Annotated in this window: 16 protein-coding genes; 6 read left to right on the top strand and 10 right to left on the bottom strand. The window is 54.2% G+C overall.

Annotated features, from left to right (window positions below; genetic code table 11):
• Positions 1-643: 643 nt before the first annotated feature.
• Entirely contained in the window at positions 644-1,096 is a 453-nt protein-coding gene (locus LOC67_RS25580; protein WP_230265690.1) for a bacterioferritin, read from the bottom strand.
• Between the two features lie 212 nt (positions 1,097-1,308).
• Between LOC67_RS25580 and cutA the strand changes: the two genes are divergently transcribed.
• Complete coding sequence (gene cutA / locus LOC67_RS25575) at positions 1,309-1,635, top strand: divalent-cation tolerance protein CutA (RefSeq protein WP_230265689.1); 327 nt, start codon at positions 1,309-1,311, stop codon at positions 1,633-1,635.
• 169 nt (positions 1,636-1,804) lie between these two features.
• On the opposite strand, the gene LOC67_RS25570 is transcribed toward cutA, so the two are convergent.
• Positions 1,805-5,212: an LPS assembly protein LptD gene (locus LOC67_RS25570; RefSeq protein WP_230265688.1), complete on the bottom strand. Its 3,408-nt coding sequence runs from the start codon at positions 5,210-5,212 to the stop codon at positions 1,805-1,807.
• 236 nt (positions 5,213-5,448) lie between these two features.
• Here LOC67_RS25570 and LOC67_RS25565 point away from each other — a divergent pair, with 236 nt between their 5' ends.
• Complete coding sequence (locus LOC67_RS25565; protein WP_230265687.1) at positions 5,449-6,951, top strand: RtcB family protein; 1,503 nt, start codon at positions 5,449-5,451, stop codon at positions 6,949-6,951.
• Between the two features lie 140 nt (positions 6,952-7,091).
• Here the strand turns inward: LOC67_RS25565 and LOC67_RS25560 are convergent, their stop codons facing one another.
• The 3 genes from LOC67_RS25560 to LOC67_RS25550 form a co-directional block, all read right to left on the bottom strand.
• A complete protein-coding gene (locus tag LOC67_RS25560) occupies positions 7,092-8,363 on the bottom strand; it encodes a DUF11 domain-containing protein (RefSeq protein ID WP_230265686.1) in 1,272 nt (423 codons plus the stop codon).
• A gap of 119 nt (positions 8,364-8,482) precedes the next feature.
• Positions 8,483-9,253: a hypothetical protein gene (locus LOC67_RS25555; protein ID WP_230265685.1), complete on the bottom strand. Its 771-nt coding sequence runs from the start codon at positions 9,251-9,253 to the stop codon at positions 8,483-8,485.
• A 131-nt stretch (positions 9,254-9,384) separates the two neighbouring features.
• Positions 9,385-10,665, bottom strand: a complete 1,281-nt coding sequence (locus LOC67_RS25550) for a hypothetical protein (protein ID WP_230265684.1) — start codon at positions 10,663-10,665, stop codon at positions 9,385-9,387.
• 362 nt (positions 10,666-11,027) lie between these two features.
• Between LOC67_RS25550 and LOC67_RS25545 the strand changes: the two genes are divergently transcribed.
• Positions 11,028-12,083 (top strand): hypothetical protein, encoded by a 1,056-nt coding sequence (locus tag LOC67_RS25545; RefSeq protein WP_230265683.1) that lies wholly within the window; start codon positions 11,028-11,030, stop codon positions 12,081-12,083.
• A 67-nt stretch (positions 12,084-12,150) separates the two neighbouring features.
• On the opposite strand, the gene LOC67_RS25540 is transcribed toward LOC67_RS25545, so the two are convergent.
• Positions 12,151-15,888: a family 16 glycoside hydrolase gene (locus tag LOC67_RS25540; protein ID WP_230265682.1), complete on the bottom strand. Its 3,738-nt coding sequence runs from the start codon at positions 15,886-15,888 to the stop codon at positions 12,151-12,153.
• 191 nt (positions 15,889-16,079) lie between these two features.
• On the opposite strand from LOC67_RS25540, the gene LOC67_RS25535 reads away from it, so the two are divergent.
• Both LOC67_RS25535 and LOC67_RS25530 read left to right on the top strand, forming a co-directional pair.
• Positions 16,080-17,240 carry a hypothetical protein gene (locus LOC67_RS25535; protein ID WP_230265681.1) on the top strand — a complete coding sequence of 387 codons (1,161 nt, stop codon included), beginning with the start codon at positions 16,080-16,082 and terminating at the stop codon, positions 17,238-17,240.
• A gap of 282 nt (positions 17,241-17,522) precedes the next feature.
• A complete protein-coding gene (locus LOC67_RS25530; RefSeq protein ID WP_230265680.1) occupies positions 17,523-20,027 on the top strand; it encodes a sulfatase-like hydrolase/transferase in 2,505 nt (834 codons plus the stop codon).
• 82 nt (positions 20,028-20,109) lie between these two features.
• On the opposite strand, the gene LOC67_RS25525 is transcribed toward LOC67_RS25530, so the two are convergent.
• Positions 20,110-21,093, bottom strand: coding sequence for an ABC transporter substrate-binding protein (locus LOC67_RS25525; protein ID WP_230265679.1), 984 nt, complete (start codon positions 21,091-21,093; stop codon positions 20,110-20,112).
• Positions 21,094-21,481: 388 nt separating this feature from the next.
• On the opposite strand from LOC67_RS25525, the gene LOC67_RS25520 reads away from it, so the two are divergent.
• Positions 21,482-23,554, top strand: a complete 2,073-nt coding sequence (locus LOC67_RS25520) for a hypothetical protein (protein ID WP_230265678.1) — start codon at positions 21,482-21,484, stop codon at positions 23,552-23,554.
• Positions 23,555-23,610: 56 nt separating this feature from the next.
• Here the strand turns inward: LOC67_RS25520 and LOC67_RS25515 are convergent, their stop codons facing one another.
• From LOC67_RS25515 to LOC67_RS25505, 3 genes are all read right to left on the bottom strand, one after another.
• Positions 23,611-24,714, bottom strand: a complete 1,104-nt coding sequence (locus LOC67_RS25515; RefSeq protein WP_230265677.1) for an acyltransferase family protein — start codon at positions 24,712-24,714, stop codon at positions 23,611-23,613.
• 163 nt (positions 24,715-24,877) lie between these two features.
• Entirely contained in the window at positions 24,878-25,828 is a 951-nt protein-coding gene (locus tag LOC67_RS25510; RefSeq protein ID WP_230265676.1) for a ribose-phosphate diphosphokinase, read from the bottom strand.
• Positions 25,821-26,630: a sugar phosphate nucleotidyltransferase gene (locus LOC67_RS25505; protein ID WP_261367108.1), complete on the bottom strand. Its 810-nt coding sequence runs from the start codon at positions 26,628-26,630 to the stop codon at positions 25,821-25,823. Before LOC67_RS25505 ends, LOC67_RS25510 begins: the two co-directional genes overlap by 8 nt.
• Between the last annotated feature and the right edge of the window lie 318 nt (positions 26,631-26,948).

Here is a 26,948-nt window from a genome sequence, read left to right as displayed (position 1 = left end):
CCGCAACCGCTTTGAGGGCACGGCGCTTAGCCCGAGTGCGGGCTGGGGTTGGTTTATTACGATCGCGCTTGATCATGGCAGATCACCGTTGCGGAGTGTGTGTGTCGAACTGACTTTCACGTTGGGCTTAGGCTTTTGACACCAGTACACGTGAACAGATGAGTGGCAACGCCGACCACCTATTGGTCAAACGTAGCCGCCTGAAAGGACGCACAGCGCTCGGTTTTATTAGGGAATCGCTAGAAAAAAAGCAGGCGATTCCGCAAACAACACTTCTGATGAAGTTTTTTGGTGTCTCGCAAAGTACAGACGATTTCCCACGAAACCAGGGAATACCTCTCGTCCTGGAGGTCACCTCCGAACTGTGGTTGAGGGATCGTTCTGGGGCGTCGGATTAAAGAGATACCGCCGCAGTTGCATGGCGGTTCCCCCGCCGAATGGCGAGCGGATGCGTTCGCGGGAGCGATTTCAGAGTCGGTGTGGACAACCCGACAGGCAGTTGGCTGGTGGTCTGCCACCAGCCGCGTCGGCTTTTGACAGCCAGCGATTAAGAACGATCTGCGTTTAGAAACGACAAGCCGGCGACCTTTCAGAAAGAAAGACCGCCGGCGGCGTTTTGCTAGTTTGTCGAAGGGCAATCTGCCTAGGCTGTTTTGGTGCTGCTCTTGGCCGATTCCATTGCTTCGCTGCCGCGGAGCAACTTGGTGAATTCGTCGACGCCTTCCTGTTCTTCTTCAAGGATGTTTTCCAGGAAGATCACCAAGGCTCGGTCGCCTTCGGCCATATCCAGTGCCTTGGTGTACATCTCAACGGCTTTGGATTCGAATTCCAAGCTGTTCTTCAGGATCTCTTGCAAGTCACGCGTTTGCTTGATTTCATTGCGAGTCACGACGGGGACGCCGCCAAGTGCCGAGATCTTTTCGCCAACAAGTTTGGCGTGGCCAAATGATTCCTCAGCGTTTTCGATAAACGTCTTGGCGTAAACTTCACGCCAAACGCCTTCGATCAAGAAGCTTGCTTGGGAGTACTGGGCTACGCCAGTCCACTCATGTTTCAGGCATTCATTCAGGTGGTCGATGATCGGTTGGTAGTCCATTTATGTTCTCCTGGAGAATTGGGTCGCCGTTGCTTTTACTGTTCGAAACATAGCGCCCCCACCATGCGTTGAGCAACCGGTATTGAGCGACATTCGATCGCCTTTTGTCAAAAAAACTTGAGCGTGTGACCTTGTTGAGAACCGTTCAAATCAACAGTAGTCTGGAGTCCCAAAGTTACTGCAATTGCTTCTCAACAAGGACTGTGATTTCGATGTCAGAAACACCCCAGATTATCGTTTGTCTGACGACGGTTGCGGATGAGCGGCAGGCCCACTCGCTGGCGAGATTGTTGCTGGCGGACAAGGTCGCGGCCTGCGTTCAGATCGATTCGCCGATCCAAAGTTTCTATCGCTGGGATGACAAAGATTGCGTCGAGCAAGAATTACGGCTGGTTATTAAAACCACGGCCGAGCAGACGGAAAAACTGAAATCGACGTTGATGGAACACCATCCGTATTCTCAGCCACAAATCCTGATGCTTGGCTGTATCGATGCGGAATCCGGTTACGCGAATTGGGTTGCAGAGAGTGTTGGTTGAGTTTTTGAATTTTGGATTATCCGGTTGGGTGCTATCCCGGGTTGCCCGTGTGAGAACCGCCGCTAACGCGGTGCGGCTGATCTTGCTACAGCTTGATTCGTTGGATTAGCCGATAGGGCGTTAGCCCCGGTTGCCTGCAGGGAATCATGCTGATTCCGGATGGGGCGTGCTATTCCAATCCTTCGATACCGGGTGGAGGGATCATGCCACCACCGATCGCACCCAGGGTTCTTGCAAAGAACCGAGGTTCGATGACAAAGCCGAGGCTGACGTTGTCTCGTCCACGGTCGACGTTGAAGTTCATGCGTAGCAGCATCGATTCACCAATTCGGGTCAAGCCAAAGTTCTGGCCGACATAACCCGTATTGCCAAAGTCATAAGTGGTGCCGCCGGAGACGATCCATTTTTCACTGACACGGTAGTCAAAATTTGATCGGAACACCGTGCTACTGATAGGGCCTTCCATCGACATCATGCCAACGTACCAGTCGCTTACCCCAGGGCGGCTGCTACGAACACCGGCACTTAAAGAGCGAAGCCCATCTGTGAAGAAGTCAAGGTAGCCGTCACTGACAAGAGAGAGACGATCGCCGATGTGGTAGCGAAAGTCATACATCGTCGGGCCAAGTGTTTCGCCAAAGTTGTCTCGGTCGCCACGGGGGAACAGAATCGTTTCGAAATCGATCTGCATGATATCGACGATACGATCTTGCCCGGGCAAACCTCGTTTGGTTTGAAAACGTTGGTTCAGTCCCAGGCGAATTTGTTGCAAGTCATCGGCAACCACTTCGCTAGGACTGGCAAGCCAACGCTGAACGCCTTGACGATAGGCATAGTTTCGTGGGTCAAACTGATCGGGAAGAGATCCACCAAAAGTCGTTCCGATGAACCGACGTCGGAATTGCTCTTGGGCATCGTCATCCAATGGATCGTAGTACGGCAGTTCGTCTAGATCGGTATTGCTGTCCGCGTACCAGTACTCGGCGGTCCAGTCGACTTTATGTGCCAATCCACGCATATTCAGCAACGTGCTTTGGATCGTCGGGTCGACACGCACCATCGGTAAGTTCAGTTGAACTCCGGATTGCCCTAGCAATCGTGTCAGCGAATCACCGTTGGCTGCTTCGCCATAGTGTGACGCTTCAACCGATGCGATCGGTCGGATGCTAAAGGGGCCGAAGTTGAAGTCCATCGCCAATTCTTGGCGAGTCGATGCGATCACGCCTTGTCGTTGCAGTTCACCTGGCAACGGGAAATGGTTGACTTTCTGAATGGGATCCAGTGGATCATCGGCGACATTCAATCGTGAGTACGAGGCATGGTTGTGCATCTGCCAAGTCAGGCGATCATGCAGCAGAGACCCGCCAAACAGGTAGTGATTGAATTCCGGTAGCCGTTCGGTCTTTTGGAAGAAGTCGTTCAGTTGTGGCGTCGCCGACAACTCGAACAGCTGATTGTGATAGTACTTTTGAATACGCAGTTCGGTAACGTGATCTGAATCCTGGTCCCATTCATTCTCGAAATACATTTCCAAAAAGTTGCGATCACTCAACCAGCCAAGTTGGGCAGTGGCTTCCCAACCGTTCTGAAAGGTTTGACGATGTCGGACGCGTGCGCGGCCACGGAAATCTTCTTCGGGCTCGACTTCCAGACGGCCCCGGCCAAGCCGGTCGACGCCATCGTCATTGATCGCCCAAGCGTCAATCGATCCCCGGGCATGACCAACAAACCCGAAGAACGCCGGAACATCATATTTCAGATTGGTACCGAGTGCCGGGCCTCGTTCGCTGAGGTAGTCCGTGGAAAGTTCCCAGTCGACACCTTTAGGAATATTCTCGATGCCAAGCAGCTGAAAGATATCCCAGTCCAGTAGGACTTGTGTCCCAAAGTTATAGTCGTTTCGAACCTTGATGCCTTTGATATAAAACACCGGCCGTTCGAGGCTTGTCGCAAACCGGGGCCAGTAGAACACTGGGATTCCACCGACGAAAACATAGCTATTGCGACTGCGAACAAACGGATCGTTGTCGGAAACGAGCAGCCCGGTGTCGCGATCGACGACGTTGCGAGTCTTTTCGTAGAAGTCCAACCGCTCGCTTTGCAGCCAGTAGCGTGGCACGCCAAGGCGACTGCTGGTTACGGCGGCATCAAACGCGCGATAGTTGCCGTGCGAAATCTGCTGCATGACTTCAGCTTTTAGCCGGACGACGCCCTGGTATTCCGGGACGGTCGTAATCGCTTCGGCATCAAGCACCATGCCGGTTTCTTGGACGACGTTGTAATACATCGATTCGGCATAGATCAGGCTTTCACCTGCCCGGAAAACGATATCGCCTTCGAGGTACAGCTCGCCATCGGCAGCATTTAAGTCTGCATCGCCATTGATCACATCAGTCATACTCGGCAACCAACCAACGACTCGGTCAGCCGAGATCGTGACGGTACCAAAATCCATTACCCTTCCGTCATCGAATCTTGCTGATACATCACGGATGGTTAGGACAACACCGCCACGCCCGAACAGAATTGTTTCGTTGGTTTCTGGACGAAGCTGCATGTCCACCAAGGGAGGCGATGATGGGTTTCTCGCACCAATTTCTAATCCCTTGCTTCCGCCACCAAAAACGAAACTAGTTCCACCGGATACTGCGTTGTCGCTCAGCGCTGGTGCAAGGCTGGTTGTCGACGATCCGAGGTAAGGCTGGGCCGGGTAATCGCCGCTGGGACCGTAAAGTTCCATTTCGCCATTGTGAGTCGGCGGCGGCGAAAACGGGTAGTTCACATCCGGATCGGCAATCGGTTGCGGTGTCTGCGTTTGTGCATACTGAGAGAATTGTGCTTGAGCGACTTCATTCTCCGAGGCCAGCGAATTTGTCGCTGTTGCCTGAGCTTGCTGAACCGGATTTAGCGAATCGGACTGCTCGAGGTAGTCCATCAAGAACGGTCGCTGGGATGGTTTGCCGCGGTACTGGTCCGCTTGAACGTTTGGCTCGTCGTCGGTCTGCAGCGTGAAGACGACAGGCGTGTCCTGCCCTTTCGAACCGCTGCCCTGAACGGCAAGTGATTCGATCACCAAACGATTGCGAACTCTTCCCCGCGGACCATCGGTGATCATCAAGATCTTGGTGGCTACGAAACTGCGGCCCGAAAAATCCAGCCGGCAGTCGCCTTCGGCAAGGGAAATTTGTGTCTGGCCTTCATGCCAACGAAAGACGGTGCGCGATGACAGTTTTACTTCGCCTTGCACGATCCGCGCATTGGCCACATACGAAGCGGTCGCATTTTCAGCTGATCGGGGTGCGGACGCCTCTGCCGCAAAGCGATTCTCACCGGCTGATAGCGACTGGGGGGATCCAACCAGCGACGTGACTAAAGCCATCGCGGTCAACGTGCCGATAAGTAGCTTTAGAAGCTTACCTTGGCCTGACCAGGGATCTGTTCCGAACAAACTGACATCTTCCACATGCATCTTCTTTGCGCATGTGAACTCCGGGCACGAGCGATTGCCCGTGCTGTCGTTTGTCCGCTGACGCGAATCGGCGATGGCTTCCGTGCCGGCCAAAAGCGTTTCAATCAAGTTGTGGAACGATGAAAACAAGCGTCGGCGCGTCCGTAGGCCGACCTCGGCCCCGATCCTACGAAGTCAGGACGCGCGATCACAAGCGGAAAAGAATGGGAGCATCATCGGATTGATTGCTATCAATTGGAGTCGATGCGATCACGCCAGCTGTCCAGACCAGATCGCACCCCCGAACCTGTTCAGCGCAACACCGCTCTGTGTGCTAAAACATCCCAAAAGACACGAGCAGCGGCATGCTTGCAAATCAAGAGAAGAAAATGGCCACATTCACTCCGACCGGCGAAGCGACTGCGATCCTGCCGACCGGAACCACCGCACCGATCACCGTCATTGGAACGGAAGCGATTCGCGAGACGTTTGATGATCTGTGCATTCAGCAAGCAATCAATTCGCGGACCGCACCTGGTGTGACCGAATTGGTCCTCAACCCCGATGCTCATTGTGGGTATGGAGCCCCGGTCGGTTGTGTGATGGTTTCGCCAACGCACATCTATCCCGGCCCGGTTGGCGTTGATATCAAATGTTCAATGAGTTTGCTTCAATTGGATTTGCCTGCCGATGCGGTCGAAGATCGACGAACGCGCCGGGAATTGATCGATGCGATTTGCAAGCGAACTCCGACCGGAGCCGGAAAGGGGCAGCGAAGTGTTCCCAAGGCTCGACATGTCGAACGAGACTTGGGAGTCGACGTGGTGACCCAAGGGGCGAGCGAGTCGGTTTGCCGTTCAATCGGAATTCCGCCGGAGTGGGCAACTCGATGCGAAGACTCCTTTCACGTCGGACATGATGAGACCACGGATGCGTTATGCAATCGCTTGGACCGTTTGATGGCAGAACCTTCGATGTCGAACTTTGCTAACAAAATGACCCAACTCGGTTCGTACGGAGGTGGGAACCACTTCGGCGAATGTGAAGTGGTCGAAGTTGGTCAAAGCGAACGAGCGCGTGCAGTTGCCGAAACGTTCGGGCTCCGTGATGGGAACGTTGCCTTCCTATCGCATTGTGGGTCGCGTGGATTCGGTCACAACTTAGCCAGTGGGCAGTTCAAATCGTTGCAAGCGATGTTTCAGAAATGGGGCATCCCTTTGCCCGCGGACGATCGCCAACTTGTTTACGCTCCGTTGGGGACTCCGCAAGCGAACGACTACTTGGACGATATGGCGCTGGGTGCAAACTTTGCAACGGTCAATCACCTGTTGATCAATGCACTTGTCTTGGAAGCGTTTCAAGAAGTGATTCCCGGAACGAAAGGGCAGTTGGTTTATTTCATCAGCCACAACATTGCTCGGCAGGAAATTGTCAACAACGTCAAGAGTTGGGTTCATCGCAAAGGTGCGACACGCGCAATGCCAGCGGGTCACTATTCGCTAGCAGGTACTCCGTTCGCATCGACCGGTCATCCGATTTTGCTTCCCGGGAATCCGCGTGACGGATCGGCCGTGATGGTTGCCGATGCGGGGGCTGAAAAGTCTTGCTTTAGCGTCAACCATGGCGCGGGGCGAGTCTTGGGACGTAAACGGGCAAACCGTGAACTTGACCAAACCAAGATCGATCGCGAGCTAGATCAGCACGATATCCTTAGCAACTGTCGCTTCTACCCCAAGGACGAAGCACCAGCGGCTTACAAAGATTTCGATGAAGTTCTCACTAGCGTGAAGAAGGCGGGACTGGCAAGCGAAGTTGCACGATTGAAAGCTCGCTTCGTTATCAAAGACGCCAGCAAAGCAGACGACTGAAATGTTTCGATGCTGGGCATAAATGAGAAGACGCTACTTCTGCATCAGCAAGAGTAGCGTCTGTTTTTCGTTTGTGAACTGTCAACAAGGATTCGCAGACAGCGTCTGCGAATCGCGTCGTTGAAGGTCGGTCGTGATGACTACCGAACTTTGCAAGAGAATTCGATCATCACGGTTTCGCCAACCTTTAGCGGATCGTTCAGTGTCCAGGTGAGGATCTCTGAACCGGCTTCGTTGGTTGCTTTCGTGAACTTCGCTGGATGATCCGATTTCTGCGAATCGGCGACAAACTCAAGGCGTGTTACCAGGCTATCGACAATTTCGACGTGATCGACTGGGCTGTCACCGACATTGCGAAGGTGAATCGCGAAGGTGACGGTATCGCCTAAGGCTGCCGCGTCGCGGTCTGCAACCTTGACGATTTGCAGACGTCCGGCATCTGGGAAGTCGTATTCGACGAAGCCTTCGACGGCCGCATCGCGGATCAATGTCGGCGGTTTCATCGATTCGATCATCACTTCGACCGCATCGCGAATCATCCAAGACTGCGCGGCAACCGCTCCACGTTGTAGGATCGCGATTTGAGATTCATCCAACTGGACCAACGATTGACGATCGAGGGTCGCGAGGATCGCCCAAACGTCTTCGAAGAAGACTGGTCCGACGATGTTGGCAACCGGAACACCACGATTGCGATCACGCATCGAGTCGACTCGTTTGGCGACATTTGCATGCGCCAGTTTGTTGACTTCGTTGATCGCTAAGCTGGGTTGCGACAAGCCGATTCCGCCAGGGCCAACCGGACGATAGGTGTTCCCGAGTCCGATCGCGGCTTCTCCTGCGACCGCACCATGGACTTGGCGGACCGATCCGAAGCGTGGTGAGTAGACACAAACGGGATTGCTGGCGGCAAACTTGATGTCACCCGCCTCGGTTGTGTAATGCACCACCGCGTCTTGCGGTTCGGTACCGGCGACGCGATCACCGTTAAGCAAAACTGCTGTCGGGTTTTGGTCTCCACCATTGCACAACCATTCTTGTGGATCGACGCCGTAGCGTGGAGCCATAACCATCTCTGGTGCGCAGCTTTGGCATGCCCCGGTAGTGCACGCGTTGCAACTTGATTGGCCATGCAGGCGGTTGAAGAAACCGACTTGTGCGACAGCAGGGTTCGCGGCGGTCGATGTTGCAGCGGCCGACGCGTTGACGGGGCTGGCTGCTGGGTTGACCGCAGGGCCGCCTGGAGCGCCGAACGCCGAAAAGCTTTGTTGCGGTGCCATCGGGTTCGATAGCTGAGCCGCAGGTGGACCTGTTTGTGTGGATTGACAACCGACCGATAAAGCTCCCAGGCCAATCGCCATGGGGGCGACAAGCTTGGTCACGCAGCGATGTAATGGAGTGTTGCGTTTCATGGTCTGTTGCGCTGATGAATGTCGTGACGTTCGATGATTTTTCGCGATCGTTTTTTGTCGCCAATGGGGCTTAGCTGGGCAGTCGCTCAGTGAGCCCACTGTTTACGGTGCTTGTTGAATCAAGGTGCTTGTTGAACGTCTTGGTAGATCGGTGCCCAAGCCGGATAGCCGTAGTAAAACGCATGTTGCAGTTCCGGCAGGTTTGGCGGTGATTTAGAACCGATACGGACGATCGCGATCGGGCGACCGAGTGAATCCGCGGTGGCAAGGGCGTCTTGGTCCAGCGGGATATCGATGGGGCGTGAGTCGGTTCTGTCTTTAGCGATCGGGTCAGCCGTTTGAGGATCTTCCAAGTAGATCACTCGAGTCACCAAGTTGCCTTCCATCGCGTGCATCAGGTCGGTTTCGCTGATGTTGACGGGGATCGGGAACAACGTTTCCTTTCCCGGAGGCGGGTTGAGTTTTCCGATCAGTTCGACAGTTGGATACAGTTCGACGCCGACTGAGTGTGGAATGTTGGTGACACGGAAGCGGTAGACCGCGCCGACCATCAATCCGGCCATCAAGTTGTTTTCTTCGTCACCGTATCCTGCGCCAAGCGGCAACGAGAACTTCGTGCCCGCAGGGCCGGAGAACGCGACCGGTTGATAGGTCGATTGCTGCATCTGAGTCGCATGGGGACTCGCCCAGATTTGTCCGGGAGGCAGCATGCGATTGTAGAGTGGGTGACCGCTGATCTGCAGCGGATCAACGGCGAAGACATTGCTCGTCCCTGACGCTGCCATGGCAACGATGATGGCCAGTACTCGGAGTCCCGACGCTCGAGATCCCAGTACTCGGAAACCAGTTTGAATCTGTTTCCACGCTGCGTTGATTGAAGAACGTTTCATTGTCTCGCGATGAATAATCGACTTGCTCGTCAGGTTTGCTCTTACATGAAACGACGCCGGTCACCTGGAATGTCTCAGATGCCGACGTCGTCCGTGCTTACGTTGCTTTGAGCTATTCAGCCCGCGTGAGCTTACGGTTGGCAGTCAGCACCAACCGATTGGCTGGCACCTTGCAGCAGGCCCAGTTGATTTGGAACACCGGGGTGGATGTTCTGCTCGGTAACTCGTACGCGGCTGACTGGGTTCGGGTAGCTGAATCCAGGTTGCTGACGCACGGTCATCTTGACCTTGTCCACAGGTTGTGGCAGGTGCATCGGGGTGCGGTTACGCATCACGTGCTTTTGCAAGCCGGCTGGGACTCCCAATGGGATGTGTGGTGGTCCGGGCAATCCGATCGGCGTGCCGCTGATGGGCATTCCGTATTGTGGAGCCGTGACGCCGGAGATCATGCCGGGCAGTTGTGGTGGAGTGCTTGAGCAAACGCCACCGTTTGGACCACATCCGTCGGTCGATGCAGGAGCGAACGGAGCTGGCAGACCCGCGATCGGCGGAGCCATGCCCATTCCGATGCCACCGGCACCAGCCATTTCGATGTCTTTGTCACCCAATCGAACGATCGCCAGGATCGAACCGCGACGGTCGGCTTCGACGATTGGGTCGACGCCTGGATCCAAGCGGGTGCTGACCAGCGTATCGATTCCGGCCAAGGCTGGACCTTGGAAATCGGGATCGGGTAGGTACAAGACTTTGGTGACAAAGTTGCCGGTGACAACTTGGTCGAAGTCTTCTTCGTCAAACTGAATCGGAATTGAATTGTGTGCAAGGTACGCACCGGTGCGAGGGTTCGAGAACGCCAACTCAATCGTTGGGTAAAGCTCGACGCCTTCACGACCTGGAATGTTGGTCAGTTTGATGCGGAACAATCCACCTTGTGGAAAGTTCTGACGTGCCGGTGCAATTAACGGCTCGCTGTCAAACATGCCGCCACCCGATTGGTCGTAGCGGATCTGCATGCCTTCGGGGCGACCGAAGGTGACTTGAACAGGCTGCATCATCGGAGCCATCATTGGCATCCCGGTGACAATGCCGCCGCCAGCGGGAATGCCGCCGGAGTTGCAGCTGTTGCAAGAGCTGTTGAATGCGACTTGGGCGATGTTGCCATCTGGGCCGGCAGCTTGCGCTGGTCCGCCCATTGGCATTCCACCCTGTGCCATCGAGCATGCGGCCGGACCCGCTGCTGCACCCATGGCGTAAGGAGTTGGTGCGAGGACACCGGGGCCAGGGCCACCAACGCCAGGACCAGGTTCCATCATTTGCTGAGCCGGCGGCAAATTGTGGCGAGTCGGTACGCATCCGGTCGCGACCATCGCACCAGCCGCGACCAGCGACAAGTGAGTGACGAATCGTTTCATCTTTTCCCCCATTCCTTGGGTAGTACCGCGCTCGTCTGCGGCTCGCGGGTCTATTCCCGCCTGGGCTGAAATGTCAAAGCTGTTCATTCGGACCCAATTCTGGCTGGACTTGCCGGGGACAAGATCTTTACGATCCGCTCCGACTCGTCGCCGAAATTGGCCACGTGATTGGTCAATCGGCACGTTGTGACCTGATTCTTTGGAAAATTCGCCACAACCGGCCCATGAAGATTGATCGACACGAACCGAAGCCCTCCATTCGGGTGTGTTGTCGATTCGGGTTGTGATCAATCAACCGCGTGAAACTCAGCCCTATCGCCTCTCATAGGGACTGCCGTTCCGACAAGGCGCCTTAACCTCCCATGACGCTTTTTACCGACACGATGAAGCTTCGCGAGACCACGAAAGGGAATTCAGCTGGTTCGTCTAAACGCAGTTTCACAGCTTTGGCAAAGCTACTTTTAGCCGCAGCAAGCTTCGGAACCGCCTCGACAACTTTGGCAGAACATTTCTCGCTTGACAGCCAATTTGCGATGGCGGATGTCGCGGCAACGCCTGCATCCGGCTCCAGTTTGCAGAAAAAACATGAGCAAGCGTTGGAGGTGATCGACCAGGTCATCGATCGATTGGGCAACGGTAAACCATTTGATTGCATGGTCAGTCAACGGACTCGCACAGCCGATCGGGAGATCTCAGGTGTCGGACGCTACATCCAGATGGGAATGGGAACGGGCCAGTTTCGGTTCAATATGGAGGTCCACGACGGTGACGGCGAACACACGCTGGATCAAATCAGCGATGGACGTCTGACATGGACACGGACTCAAATCGGCGACGAAGTGACACTCAGTCGTGTCGACGTCGGTTGGCTCGATGAAGGGGCGCGAGCCCTGCAGCTTAATTCGCGAATCAAGCCCAGCATGAAAGTTGGCGCCTTGGGCGAGATGTTAGATACCATCCGCGATCAATACGACCTGAGCCTTGGGACTAGCCAGCTGAAGGGGCGACCTCTCGTGGTCGTCATCGGAACCCTTAAACAAAGCCGACGCGATGAGATGCTGTCCATCCTGGGCGGGCAACCTTGGCCGGAAACCTATCCGACGCGAATCAATATCGCCATCGCTCAACAAGATGATCCCGAGACCAAATTCGGCAAAGGGTTACCGATTCGGATCGAACACTTGGGCGAACTGCCTGAATCAAAAGACGCAAGCGGTGACGAACAGCCAGGGACAGCGAAAGCCCACATGATTTCGTTGCTCGAGTTCTATTCGATCCGCCCGACGAACACTCGTCCGGTCGACGGGTTCCGGTTTGATAACCAAAACACCGACATCGACTTTGTCAACGAAACCGCACGCTACGAACAGAAGTTCGGAATCCATGTGAGCGCAAAAGAACGCCAACGCTATCGCTAGCGTTGGCTTGAAACTTGTTTCTGGCCTCTTCGAAAGAGGCCGCAACGAAATGAGCTAAATCGATTCGCTACTGTCGATAGCGTCGATCGTTTTTATCGCCCGCAGACATCAGATAGGTCATCAGGTCGCGGACTTCGTCGGCATTCAATTGATCGAGCAGTGCTTCGGGCATTTGCGAAACCTTTGACGGATCGATCTGCTCAATCGTGTCCGCTTCGACGGCAATCGGTTTTGCATCGGCTTCCACGGGGTAGACCAACAAGTCGCCATTGTCTTGCTTGACGACTAGGCCGGTGATCACACGACCTTCGTCGGTCAGCACACGAGACGATCCGTACTGGTCCGAAATGTGGTTGCTCGGATGAACGATCGCTTCGGCAAGGTACCGTTCATCAAACTTGTTGGGGATGCTGGTGAGGTCCGGCCCGATGGCTCCCCCCAGCCCACGCAGTCGGTGGCATGATGCGCATTTGGCACTGAAGAACAATGAACGTCCCCGTTCAAAGCTTTTTGAACCACGCATTGAACCTAACACCGCATCGACCGTCCATTTCTGGCCGGGACCTACAGGTTCGGTGATCGGGAAATCTGGCTTCGGATCAAAGCTTTCGCCTGTGATGTCTTCGAGAGCTTTTCTTTCCTCGTCGGTGCAGGTTCCGAGTGCCTCGTCACGCATGCGGGTGAGGTATCCGGAATAGCTCGCGCCGCCCGATGACTTTGCCGCTTCGTTTAGAAACGTGAAATATTGCCGACGCAAATCAACGGTCCAACCCTGACGCATATTTCGCAGGATAAACGCGTAGTTGATTTCGCTCATCGGTGGCATGTTTTCGATCATTCGATTGATCGGGCCACCGTATCCTGCATTTCGACTGGCCAGTTCGGTCCATGCCGGAGGCGGTGTCGGTTTGCGATTGACGATCAGGTCCATTGCTTTGGGCACAACCTTTTCCCACCGCAAGTAGGTCAAAACGCGAATCAGTTCGGTGTTGATGTTGTCGCTTTCCGATGGAAGCATTGGACCGATCTGTGAAATAACAGCATCGGATTGAGTTGCCGTCGGTTTTCCCAGTCGCTCGAAAATCAACGCATACGCACGAAGCAGACCCAGCATCTGCCCTTCGTTTAGGCTGCTTGGCTTGATGTCCAGCAGGTACGTCAACGCAGCTTCTTGATCGGTTTCTTTACCAACTCGGGCCAATGCGACGGTGGCAGTGATTCGAGCCTGCGGGTTGGCTTCGTTGGCGATCCGCTCGGCCCATCCTGCGGTCGGCTGACTTTCGATCGCGATGCGAGCCGCGTGGCGCAGGTAGCGATCGTTGCTTGCCAAGTGTGGCCAAGCGATGTCGATCGCTTTTGGATTTTCAACACCGTGAAACGCTTCCAGTACAATGCGCTGTTGGCGAGCCTTTGCTGAAGCCGCATCGATGCCGCTCGGTTCCGAGGTGGCTTGGTCACCAACGTATCGGACGCGGTAAAGTCCGGAGCGGGTTCCACGACCACCGATCGCGAAGTACATCGAACGGTCAGCACCAATGGTGACATCCGTCAAAGGAAGTGGGCTGCCATAAACAAACGGCTCTGCTTCGCCCTTGTATCCTGCGCCATCAGGTTTCAGATGGATGGCGTACATCGTTCCGAACGTCCAATCGGCTGCGAAGATGGCATCTCGATATCGAGTCGGAAAGTCAGCGGACAATCCTGAGATGACTCCGGTTGGCGAGCCGGGACCGATATCAACGACCGAGGGAAGTGAATCTTCGTAGTAGGCTGGCCATTTGCCAGAGCCGCTGCGCCATCCAAAGTCTGCTCCTTTGGCAACAAAGCAGATTCTGGTCGGTCGGTACCATGGAAGTCCCAAGTCCCATTCCATGTCGGCATCGTAGGTAAACAAATCGCCATGGCGATTTAGTGCGATGTCGTATTCGTTCCGAAAGCCGATCGTTTGAATTGTTTGGGTTTTGTCTTCGATGTTTAGTCTTGTTACCCAGCCGCCCGGTGCGGTCAAGCCACGGGCGTGGCCTCCGGAGTCCCACATGCGCGGCAGCAGTAGGCCTTCGTACCAAGTAGGGACTTCGCTGTTGCTGTCTTTGGCAATGGGAGCATGGTTGCCGCCGACCATGTACAGTCCTTTGCCATCGGGTGTGGTTAGGACTGCGTGATTGCCATGTTCGCCGCCACCGGTGCCACCGGGGAATTCTTCGACCATGTCGAGCCGGTCATCTCCGTCCGTGTCGGTTAAGCGATACAGATGCCCGCCATTGCGGTGAAACCAGAGACTGTCGAATGCCCAGTGCAGTCCTTGCGCACCTGAGAGATTTGATAGTGCGCCTTGCGAAACCGATTCGACCAATGGTGACTGCCCATCGCGAATGGTCAGCCGGAACAAGCCTTCACCGCCTTGATCGCATGCGTAGATACGGCCTTGGGGATCGGTGGCTAACGCGACCCAGCTGCCTTGTTCTGAGGGGACTTCGTAAATTCGATCGACGACAAAGCCGGGTGGTGCATAGATACTGTGTGGATTGATTAGCCGAGAGCCCGATTGGCGGCCATCGATCCCGGGAACTCCCCAAGGGGTATCACCTAACTCGCCGATCGCTTTCGCTGATTCCCACTTGGAATCGTCGAAAGAATTTTGTTGCCAACCGGCACTGGCAGTTTCGGTGAATTTCCAAGACGAATCGGTATCGATGAACTTCGTTTGGTTTCCAGACTGAATTTTGATTCGCGAAACCAGTGCCGCGACACCGCCTTCGTTTTGGCCTTCGATCGCGATCGTGTTCGGACCTTCGGTCAAGGCGTCTGCGATCGAACGAATGACGGGACGTTCCCAGGCGTTGCTGGTAGCGATGGACTGGCCGTTGATCCAAAGTTGCATGCGATTATCGCAAGTCGTATAGATTTGCGCCGCGGTGATGTTGCCTTGCAAGTTGAACGTTTTGCGGAATGCAACCTTCTGTCCATCTTTGGGAGCCTTTGCCCAGATCCACTTTGGTTTGGAGTTTCGTTGAACCCACGATGCCGGCGCTTCGCTGATATCGCCGGAATCATCCGTTGTATCGGATTTTAGCTTGGTGGCTTTGGCTAGTTGTTCGACGAGCTGCTCACCATCTTGGTTGGACAGCGCTCGATAGAGCACGCTGCGGAACTCCACTTTCATTGCCGGGCCGCGATGCAGTTGAAGTCCCAGCAGGCCCGACAGTTTCGCTTCTGGGTGGCGATCGGTAAGGTCGATCGTCGTCGTACCGTTGATTTGGTGAATCATGCGATTGCCAACGGCGACGATACGAAGCTCATTCCAATCGGATGTGTCGATATCGGAAAGGCCACGAAGCTCGGTCGTTTTTGGTTTGCCGTCCGGATCGATGACGACGCGTTGACCGCCTTGGGCGATGATGCCGCGACCGGTTTTTTCCCCATACATCATTCCCATATAGTCGATGCGTGGGTGCAGGTCAGCTTGGTAGCCTTTTAGTGCGAGCGAGGTTTCATCAGCGAATTCACTGCGGTATTGGACGCCCGAGTTATTGCCTTCGAAGCGGACGAGGCATTTCAGTTCGAAGTCGCCGACATTGCCATCTTGCCTGATGAGAAATGTGTTTGCTGGGATTGGGGCTTGGTCTGTGGTCTGTCCGACGATGGACCCGTTCTGAACAGACCAAAGTTTTGGATCCCCTTTCCAGCCGTCGAGATTTTTTCCATTGAACAGGACGGAGTATCGAGGTTCAGCGGTCCATCCATTATCCCAGCCAACAAGGCTCGCGGCGATAGGAATGGCAAGCAGTAGTATTCTTCGGATCATCAAGCGGCTTCGTCTTAGAGGTGGGCAGACAGGCGAGGTAAAGCAAGCTCATCATTTGAGCAGGCAAAGTCTACTCGAATCTAAGCCAATACGCTCCGTCGTCTACCCTATCCAGATGGTGCCACCCACCAATTGATTGACTTCTGTTTCGACACCGCTAGATTAGCCATGCCCCCAGCACGGAGAGTTTGATGCCAAGACCTCAGCGGTGTGAACAGTTTCAAACGAGCGAAGTTTGTGTTGTGCATGTGGTGCAGCGATGCGTACGGCGGGCTTGGCTTGCCGGAATCGATCCGATCAGCGGTCTCGACTATTCCTTTAGAAAGGAATGGATAAGGCGGCGGATGGAAGCTCTTGCGTCGGTGTTTGCGGTTGATGTGCTGGCATACGCAATCATGAGCAACCATATGCATCAAGTGCTACGAAATCGACCCGATGTGTGTGAGCAGTGGAGTGACGAAGAGGTCGCTATCCGTTGGCTCAGAATCTTTCCAGGGAAGAGACTCGATGAGTACTTGGCGGAGCCTAATACCAACGACGTTCAGATGTTGGTGCGAAACAAGCAGCGAATTGCTGAGATTCGTTCGAGGCTTTGCGACATTTCCTGGTTCATGCGAGCTCTAGCGGAACCAATCGCACGTGTCGCAAACAAACAAGATCAGTGCACCGGACGGTTTTGGGAAGGGCGCTTCAAAGCTCAGCGGATCGTTGATGAAGCAGGCTTGTTGGCTTGCAGCATGTATGTCGACCTGAATCCAGTTCGAGCCGCGATTGTAGAGAGCCCTGCACAATGTCCGCATACAAGTGCATACGATCGTTTGAAGTCAAGACAGGGGAGTAAGATTAATTCAGCAGCATTTGACCTTGTGCCAGTTAGTACCGAAGACTCTGCAAGGAAAATTCGAACGACACCGGTAAATCAATTGCGGAAAGAACGGCAACGCAAACGCAAGTCACCAACCGGTAGACATGTGGCTCGAGACGGTTGGCTAAGCCCTTTAAGGATCCGGCAAGACAAACTGTCCAACGACCCGGAAATCAATACTGACGGAATTCGCAGCAGCAATCGTGGATTCTTAAGTGTAGATTGGGACACCTACTGGCAATTGCTATGCTGGACCACAAAACAACGACTCAAAGGCGTAAGTGCGGCAGTCCCCGAGACGCTCGCTAAATTGCTTCGCCAGGTCGGAATTGATATTTCCATGTGGAGCGATCTGGTTTGGGATTGGCCAAAGTACTTTGGCAAGGCAACATGCGTTGGTCGCCCAGATGCGATCCGTAGGCATGCCGAACAATCGGGATTGCGGCATCATCGCGGGCAGGCTATCGCAGCTACCTGTTTCAAATGAACAACGCTGTTTCAAAGCAATGTCCACCGAAATTGTTTGCTCAATCTACTTAGTTCTTTGATTTCGAAGTCTGATCATTCTGTAGATCTAGGGCGGCTCATCGACAATCGTCTTGGGACCGCGACTGCGCTCGTGACGAACCCGCTACAATTGCTGTCAGTAGTGCTCGGGCACGCTGAAGTGCCCTGTCTGAGATGAAGTCCAATACGAACTATTCCTAGATGGTGGATGGCACCAACCGGGGACTAGTTGGTGGGTGGCACCAAACGAAATGGGACTCGCATGATTCAATTTAATATGTTTCGAAGGTTTGCGATGATCCTTGTGGTGATCTTCGCATCTGTGTGCTGCTATCGAATCGCGGCTGCACAGGATGCTCGTTCGCCAAACGTTGTGCTAATCCTTACCGATGATCAAGGATGGGGTGATCTTGGTGCTCATGGAAATTCCATCGTGAATACCCCGGCATTGGATCGGCTGGCTTCGCAAAGTGTGCGTTTCGAAAACTTCTTTGTTTCTCCTGTCTGTGCCCCGACTCGGGCGGCACTGCTAACCGGACGCTACCCTGAACGCACCGGTGTGACAGGGGTCACAGGTCGGCGCGAGGTCATGCACGCCGAAGAAACCACAATCGCGGAAGTCCTCAAATCGGCAGGATACAAAACTGGATGCTTTGGCAAGTGGCACAACGGCGCTCAACTGCCGCTTCATCCGAACGGACAAGGCTTCGACGAATTCTTTGGTTTCTGCGGAGGTCACTTCAATCTCTACGATGATGCAATCCTCGAGCACAATGGTCGTCCCGTTCAAACAAAGGGCTACATCACAGATGTCCTGACCGACCATGCGATCCAATTCATCCAAGACAACAGCCAGCAACGGTTTTTCTGCTACGTCCCTTTGAACGCACCCCATGGCCCATTCCAAGTCAACAAGAAGCTGTTTGATAAGTACAACACCGGGCAGATCGACGAGAAAACCGCCGCAGTCTACGCCATGGTCGAAAACATCGATCACAACGTTGATCGAGTACTTAAAACACTCGATCAAGAAGGCTTGGCAGAAAACACCATCCTCGTTTTCCTAACCGACAACGGTCCCAATGGCAAACGGTTCAATGGCGGCATGAGAGGTGCCAAAGGAAGTGTTCACGAAGGTGGTTGCAAGGTCCCATGCTTCATTCGTTGGCCTGACAAGCTACAGCCTCAAGTCGTACACCAGATCTCTGCTCATATTGACTTGCTACCCACATTGGTCGAATGGTGTTCCATTTCATTGCCGTTCAATCACCAAGCAAACAAGCCTCTCGACGGGCAAAGCCTCGCGTCTTTGGTGGAGCACAAAACCGATCGCTCAGATAGCAACCGAAAAATCATTACGCTTCGATTTGGGACAAAACACCAAACGTCCGACGCTTGGCCCGGGCGATATGCGGTTCGCTCACAACGGTATCGCCTAGTCTCAGAAACACCAAACGAAGTGCAACTTTATGACATGTCGGATGACCCCGGTCAAAAAGTCGACATCGCTGATCAAAACGCAGAAACGGTACAACGACTTCGCAAAGTTGCTTTGGAGTACTTTGCCGAAGTCGGTCCGTCGCTAAATCAGTCCAAGCCCATTCCGATCAGCCCAAATCGTCCAACCTTTCTTCCATCCGTCGACGCTGAAATGTCGGGAAAACCCGGTTTTGCCGACGGGATCGAGTGGGCGCATAGTTGGGTCGATCAATGGTCTGACGAAGACGACCGAATCCGGTTTCGAATCGACGTAGAACAACCGGGACGTTACATCGTCCAAATGCACTACGCGTGTTCCGGAAAAGACACCGGAGTCACACTGCACGTCGCCGATCAAACGCTCGCAACACAGTTGAAGCGAGCCCCAAATAAATCCGTCATTCGTCCTGACCTGGATTCAAAATCGATACCGAGACGAATGCTGGATTTCGCGACTCAGACGTTTGGAGCCTGCGAACTACCTGCCGGCCAAACAACGATCGAATTGGCTCGTCGCGTGACCGGTGATGCAATGATCGAGTTCGGAGGTCTAACGCTAACGAAGTGTGACCTTCCCGATAAAGAAAACTTGCATCTGTTTGTTCTTGCCGGCCAGTCAAACATGGCAGGACGCGGCAATGTGACTGCGGCTGATCGATATCCCGACAATCAAATCATCATGTTGGATCAACAGCAGCGATGGGTTCCCGCTATCGATCCGGTACACTTTGATAAATCTGTTGCGGGCGTGGGGTTGGGACGAGAATTCGCGAGGCAATACATCAAGGCACATCCCGGAGTCACCGTCGGATTGATTCCATGTGCAGCTGGAGGTTCGCCAATTTCTAGTTGGGTACCTGAAGGCTACCACAGCCAGACGAAGTCACATCCCTATGACGATTGCATTTCAAGAATCGATATTGCTCAACAAGTCGGCGTCGTTAAAGGCGTGCTCTGGCATCAGGGTGAATCGGACTGCAAGCCTGGAGCCGCCGAAGCCTATCACGATCGATTGATTGAACTGTTCACGCGATTCCGTGCTGTTGTCGGAAACGCAACGCCGATCTTGATCGGTGGTTTAGCTCGAAACGATATCGATAGCTGGAGCGAACATCGAAAACTGGTCGATCGAGCTCACCAAGGCGTCGCAAAGGAACTTCAGCATGCGGCCTTTGTAGACTCTGCTGGCTTGAAACTCAAAAGCGACAATGTTCACTTTGATCGCGAATCACTTTTCGAATTTGGTCGGCGATACGCATCGGCTTTTCAAAGCCTAACAAGCCACTAACGCTCCGGTGACTGATTGAGATTTCGCACTTCTTCGGACCACCGATCGATCAAGCAGCCGGCGGTCTGTTGGCTCGGGTTTATCAGTCTTTTAAAAACTGCAAAGTGAAACACTCATCGGCTTTCACTTTGTCTGACTCGACAACCTTCAGTTCGACCAGTTGCTCATACAGGGTCTGCCAGCGTTCGCTGGTCATCGAGCCCACGGTGTCGATTGACGCGTCGTTTGGCATGGCAAGGTCCACCATCGATTCTGCCCCAAACTGAAGGGCCTCTTCTGTCATCCCTTGTTCATTGATCGACAAGATCAATTTGTTGCCTTTCGCACCGTCTGTTAGGTAGCGTTTCCAGCCTTCGCGAGTCGCATCGACAAAGGTTTGGACCATTGCTGGATTTTCGCGAATCAGCTTTCCCGTCGTGACAAGAACACTGCTGTATGGATTGAATCCCAAGTCGCTGACCATCAAGGTATTGACTTCGATTCCTTGTTGCTTGGCCAATAGCGGCTCAGCACAACTGTAGCCTTGGATGACGACGTTCGGGTCGGCAACCATCGATGCGATGCTGCCGTGGTAGGGGACCTCCTGAACGTTTTCCAGATACTTCTTCGCTCGGAGAAACTCAACGAATGCTCGACCGGCTTGTCGCTGAAACGTTTTTCCCGCAAGGTCGTCAAAACCTTCAACACCGCTGTCTTGGCGAGCAATGATGCAGCGTGGATGATTCTGCATGGCTGCCATGACCGCAACGACATCAAGCCCTTGAGCACGGAAGATCACGACATCGTCTGCATTGGCAATCGCAAACTGGGCTCGCCCTAGTTCTAGTTCTGGGCCGACAGGAGTCGCTCGACCGCCGGGCTGTATCGAGACCTCCAGGCCAGCGTCCTTATAAAAGCCTTCGGTGAGAGCTTGGTAAAGTCCGCCGTGCTCCGATTCTGGATACCAATTCAGCTGAACGTTCACCGAATTGCCGGGGGTGGCACCCTTTCGGCTGCATCCTGGCATCGCCAAAAAGAACACGGCGATGGAACATAGGCACCAATGCGGCAGTCGTGTGCGGAGCATGTCAATGTTTTCTGGGTGATGTTGCAATCGAGACTGATAGCATTTTATCAGCGACCCGCTCGGTGCGGCAGCACTTCAAACCAATTCGTTGTTGCAAGCAACTCATGTCAGACCTTTCGCCGTTGCATCGCGCTGAGGTCCACTGGTTGACCCCATGACAACGTCCATCGAACTTGTCTGCAAATGCTAGCGTGCGAGTACGGCGCAAGCTTTAGACGCGTTCTTTTGCTAGCAGATCCATTATCTGTGTACGCAACTTTCATTTTTTCAGTTGCAACTGAAGTCGCTTTTGGCCTATTCCAGGCAACCTCTCTTTACCTGAAAGCACGGTCCCCGTTAACTTGACGCATGAAACACGTTTCGTAATGCGCCGATGTGGACGTGCGACGTGAAACGGATTTTATTGTTCACCGATTTTTCAGGGAAGAAAGTCATGGGCGAAACCATTCACCGCTTGGTGCTCGCCGCCATCTCATTGACATTCGTCGCATCAGGCTCGCTCTGCTATGGGCAGGCCAATGGGATGCAGATCCCTGATTCACTGAAAGCCGATCTGGGCGGCGGGAACGTCAATTCTGCGGCGAGCAATTCGCTGAGGTCCACCACGCCGCCAGACTTTACGGCAGGGACGGTTGAGCGGGCGACCACGCTTAGCAATGGTCCCAATACAGATCCGGTGCAGCCGAATCGTCAGAAATGGATTCCGGAAACTCCGGCCGCTTCGCGACCATCGACGGAGCCGTTCTTGTCGGGAGCAAATCCGAACGCCAGCCCCAGTGCTCGCCCTGCAAGCACTGATTCAGCAAATAGCAGTGTGCTACGCAATCTGCAGAATCAAAACACCGGGCAAAGTCAACTTGGGCAAAGTCAGCTGGGAACGACAAGTCGTGGCAGCAGTCTGCCACCAAGTAGTTCACTTTCATCTTCGCCGATGGGTGGCCCTGAAACGAATAATCAGTCGAGTAGCAAATTGGCCGGCGGCGCGACAGCGAGTTTCGGAATGCTGCCGGACAACATCAGTCTGCCGCCTCGGAACGTCAATGACCGACTGCAGAGTCAGGCCATGCAAGGTCAGAGCAGCGCAGCCACGAACGCGGCAGGCCCATCGTCAGCATTCGACTTCAGCATGTATGGGACTGATCCGACAAGTGGTCGTCGCACCACAGCGGCTACACCGACTGGGACTGCGGTTTCATCGATCGGACAAGTCGGTGTGAATGGCCAGGCAGCCAACGCAAGTCTGCAAAACAGCCAAGCCGCTGGCGGTCAGGGTGGACTTGGTCAGGGTGGACTTGGTGCCTTCAATAATTCACGCAGCAATGTCACTCTGGGAAGCAATCAAGCGACAAGCAGTGGATCATCAATGGGGATGCCTGGAACCGGCAGCATTAATGCAGCAACGCCGGGCCTTGGGCTGCCAACTTCGGAAGTCTTTCCCAAACCGAATAGCTACGAAACCACTTGGACGAGTCAACAGATTGCTGAATTGGCATCCAAGTTCGGAATTGCCGCTGATGATCCGGTTCTTCGCAGACCCGAGTATGTAAACAAGCTATACGAACAATTTGATCAATACCGTCAGGAGCAGCGTTTAAAACAGCAGCAGCTCGATTGGCAGCGTCAATACGCCGGTCAGAACACCACCTCAAATCCATCCGCGTCGACACTGTTGGACAAGTATGGTTATCCGCGATCAGCTGTTGGCGGAACCTTGGCAAGTGGACAGCCACAAGCATTCTGGCCTGGCCAACAGGGTGTCGGCCAGCAGGGAGCGGGACAGCAAGGCAATGGCCAATTTCCATATCCAACCAACAACGGTTCCAGCAATGGTGTCGGAGGCGTTGGCTACGGAGTGAATGATCCGTCGGCAACCAATCAAGATTCGATCGTCGACAGCCGTCGTCAACGCTCCGGAACGTCAAAGAAACTGTTCGATGAAAATGGATTTCCGGTCGACGGAAACGGCAACATCCTAGATCAGTATGGGAATCCTGTTGATGAGACAACTGCAGCTGCGATGGTTGCCAGAAAGCTTATGCAGCAGCAGATGGATGAATGGAAAAAGTCGCAAGAAGACTTGCTGAAGCGAATGAATCCGCAAGTCGACCCGAATTCTCGTATCGCCGACGCAAGGCTGGCTGACGGCCGCTCCGCCGTGAATACGGTTGGTCAACAGGGACGCAGTAACACCACGTCCTCAGGCAATTCGTCAACTGCTCCGAACAGTAACTTGAGCAACGAGCCGACTTCGCCAAGCAACCAAAGCCAACAGGACTTGGCCGGGATGTCACCGGGCAACGACGTTACCAGAAAGTCAAACCCGTACGTCAACGTTTTCTTGTTGTGTTCGCTAGTCTCGAATGCTTTCCTGCTAACGTGGCTGCATCGGCTGTGGCAGAACCACCGAGATCTGATTGCGTCGAGCCGCATGTCGTCCGGTAGCATGGCTGCCGGCGAATGATCGAGTGTCAGCAATCAAGGGGCAGCAATCAGGCTGCGAACTGCTGTAACTCGTAACTACTGGACAGCGACTTTCGGTTGCTCGTTCAACTGGCCACTTCGATAGCGTTCCCAGCGCGTGCGAAGCCAGTTCGTCATCGGTCCCTCGATCCGTGTGGTCACCAGTGTCGCCAGGCTGATCGCAAAGACAATTGACAGTGCAAAGCAGACGACCGGTGGGTATCCACTATGATCCAGCCGGTGAATTAAAGCACAGCCAAGGTTGTTGTGGCACAGGTACAGTGCGTACGAAATGGTGCTGATAAATAGCAATGGTTTCAGCCGCAACACAGGCATCTTTCCATAGGCACATGCGGTGACGAGCCCTAGGATTAGAAGCGTAGCCACTGGGTTGTGTTTCCCATGGTCGATGCTGTGAAAGACAAAAGCGGCGACGGCGATTCCGGCAATGTTTTGCCATAGCTTGCCGGTCTGGGTTTTGATCATGTAGATCAGAAAGCCCATCGCGAACAGCGGGACGTAGTCGAGTAGCAGCAGATGGCGTAGCGCCGACGCGGTCGCGAACCAGGTTGCGCCTTCTGCCGATTCAGCCATCGAATCCAGCCAGGGACATGCGACGAGCGACATCAACAAAAGACTGCCCCATCCGATGAAGTATCGCTTCAGCCCGCCGCATCGATAGAGGGCGACGAGTGTGAAGTAGAACAGCATCTCGACCTGCAACGTCCACATCACGGGGTCGACAAAGTCTTGCCCGAAGATCATTGGCAGCAACGTTAGGTTGGCAGCCAGTTGCGTTGTGGTGAGTCCCTGCTCATTGAGTGGCGCCAGTTGCATGATCCAGATGTTCGCGATGATGACCAGCAAGAACATCGGGACGATACGAATCAACCGAGCGGCGACGAAGTCCACCGGGCGTCCTCGGCGAAGCAAAGACATGCTGTTGACGAACCCGGACAGGATGAAAAACATCTCCGTGCCGTACGCACCGTAGGGCCATTCGAACCCTAGCGAAGTCGTGTAGCCAAACTTGACGCTGTAGACGTGCGTCAGGTGAAAGAGCATCAGGCTGATCGCCGCGAGTGCCCGCAGCGAGTCAAGTTCAACGATCCGGCGGTGGGGGCGAAGGACGTGTTCGTTCGTTTTCGCAGCGTCGGCCATTTTGGGTATTTGAATTACAAGCGAATGGGGTAGGTACAGTCGCTGTAATTTGGGCCGTGATGAAGCAGCGTTTGGGCTGATTCAACATGAATGGTTCCCGTCAGCCAGTTTATCGGACCTGTCAGTCCGATTAGAACGGTTGTGGGGAACGTCGCTGTTTACCCTATCGTTCGCGAAACAATTCGCTAATCGATTGATCGTGGTGAATTCGCTTGATCGCTTCGGCAAGCAACGGCGCGACGGTCAGTTGGACCATCTTGGGCAGCATCTTGTCTGAAGGGATCGGGATCGAGTCGGTGACGGTGATTGAGTCGATCGGCGCTTCGCGAAGTCGTTCGATCGCTGGCCCACACAATACGCCGTGTGTGCAGGCGATGTGGATCTCTGCAGCGCCAGCTTCATGAACCAGTTTTGCCGCGCCGCAAATCGAACCGGCAGTGCTGATCATGTCGTCAAACATCAACGCGATCTTGCCTTCGATCGGTCCACCGATGATGGTACTTTGGCGAACTTCCAACGCATTGGTGCGTCGTTTGTCGACGATCGCCAATGGCCCGCCGAGACGTTTGCCGTGTCCGACAGCACGTTTGATGCTGCCTTCATCGGGACTGACAACAACGATCTTGTCGTCGGTCAATCCACGACCGGAGAAGTGTTCGTTCAACACCGGCGCGGCGTAAAGGTGGTCGACAGGGACGTCGAAGAAACCTTGGATTTGAGCGGCGTGCAAGTCCATCGTCAGGACTCGGTCAGCGCCAGCACGAGTGATCAGGTTTGCGACCATTTTGGCCGTGATCGGCACGCGGCCCTCGTCTTTGCGATCCTGTCTGGCGTAACCGTAGTACGGAATGACCGCGGTGACGCGTTCGGCGCTTGCTCGCTTGCAGCAATCGATCATCACCAACAACTCAAACAAGTTGTCGTTCACGGGCGGGCAAGTTGGTTGAACGAGGAACACGTCGCGTCCGCGTACGTCTTCGTCCAGCTTGCAAAAATTCTCGCCATCGGGAAATTTGCCCAGCGAGATCGCGGCGGGTTCAAGGTGCAGGTGGCGACAAATCTTCATCGCCAATTCGGGGTTGGCCCGACCGCTAAAAATCTTTAGCTCACGCATATCCCATCGTCCGCATCGTTTCGTCGACCAACCGTAGTTCGTCGGGGTTGTTAATTGAAAGTGACTCGCAAGGCTGCAGTGCCGCGAGTGCTTCGACAGGGCGATTGGCTTCGTAAAGCAATCGCGCACAATCGGTCAGGTAGTACTCCGACTGAGCGTTGTTGTTCTTCAGGCGGCTGAGTGATTCCAGCAGGTCTGCGGTATTGAACAAGTAGGTGCTCATGTTGACTTCACAGATTTCCAATTGCTCCGGCGTGGCGTCTTTGTGTTCGACGATCCCGGTGAATTGGCCATCGGCGTTTCGGACGATGCGTCCCAGTCCTGTCGGATCCGACTTCTCAAGCGTTCCCAACAGCAAAGCCGGATTTTTATCGCCGAAGTATTTCAGCAGGCTTGCCAGGCTGCTTGGCTGAATCAGGGGCGAGTCACCTGCGACGACAATTGTCGGGCCCGATTGGGTTTCCAATTGTTCTCGGCAGCACTGAACGGCATGACCGGTACCGAGTTGTTCCGACTGGAGCACGAATTCGATATTGGAATTCGGCCGTGATTGCAATTCATTTCGAACCGCATCGGCTTCGTATCCGACGACAACGATTTGTCGGTGGATGCCCGCTTTTTCCAAGGCGTCGATGACAAAATGGATCATCGGTCGGTCGACAACGGGACAGAGCACCTTTGGCAAATCGCTCTTCATGCGAGTGCCTTTTCCGGCCGCAAGTACCACAGCGCAAGGGCCGTCGAAGTTCTTCGCAGGACCGGCGGAGTCGCTTGTCGACCCAGGTTCAGACGAGGGAGTCATGATCAGTCAAATGGAGAATGAATGGAGTGACCGTTCCTTGAACGGGCATGGTGGCCGCTCCGAGGCAATCGAACAACCACCGGATCGTTCCGTAGAATATCAAAACCAGAAAATTCCGCTTCGGGAAGCGATTTTGATCAATAAATTGGCGGTGCGGTTGAGCTCTAAACTTTCGCCAAGCGGCTGGTGATCACCCTCTGAAATTTGCTTCCCCCCCGTCAAGTCGGTCGCGGCATTGTGAACAATCACCAAACGCTGACAATGGATCGGGTGTTTCCTAGTCGTTTGCCAGGGGCCAACACCTGTTTTGGTCGGCTG

It is taken from the genome of Stieleria sp. JC731, assembly GCF_020966635.1.
Taxonomy (GTDB): domain Bacteria; phylum Planctomycetota; class Planctomycetia; order Pirellulales; family Pirellulaceae; genus Stieleria.
Note: the sequence above shows the minus strand (reverse complement) of the source record. Positions and strands in the feature narration are given on the sequence as shown.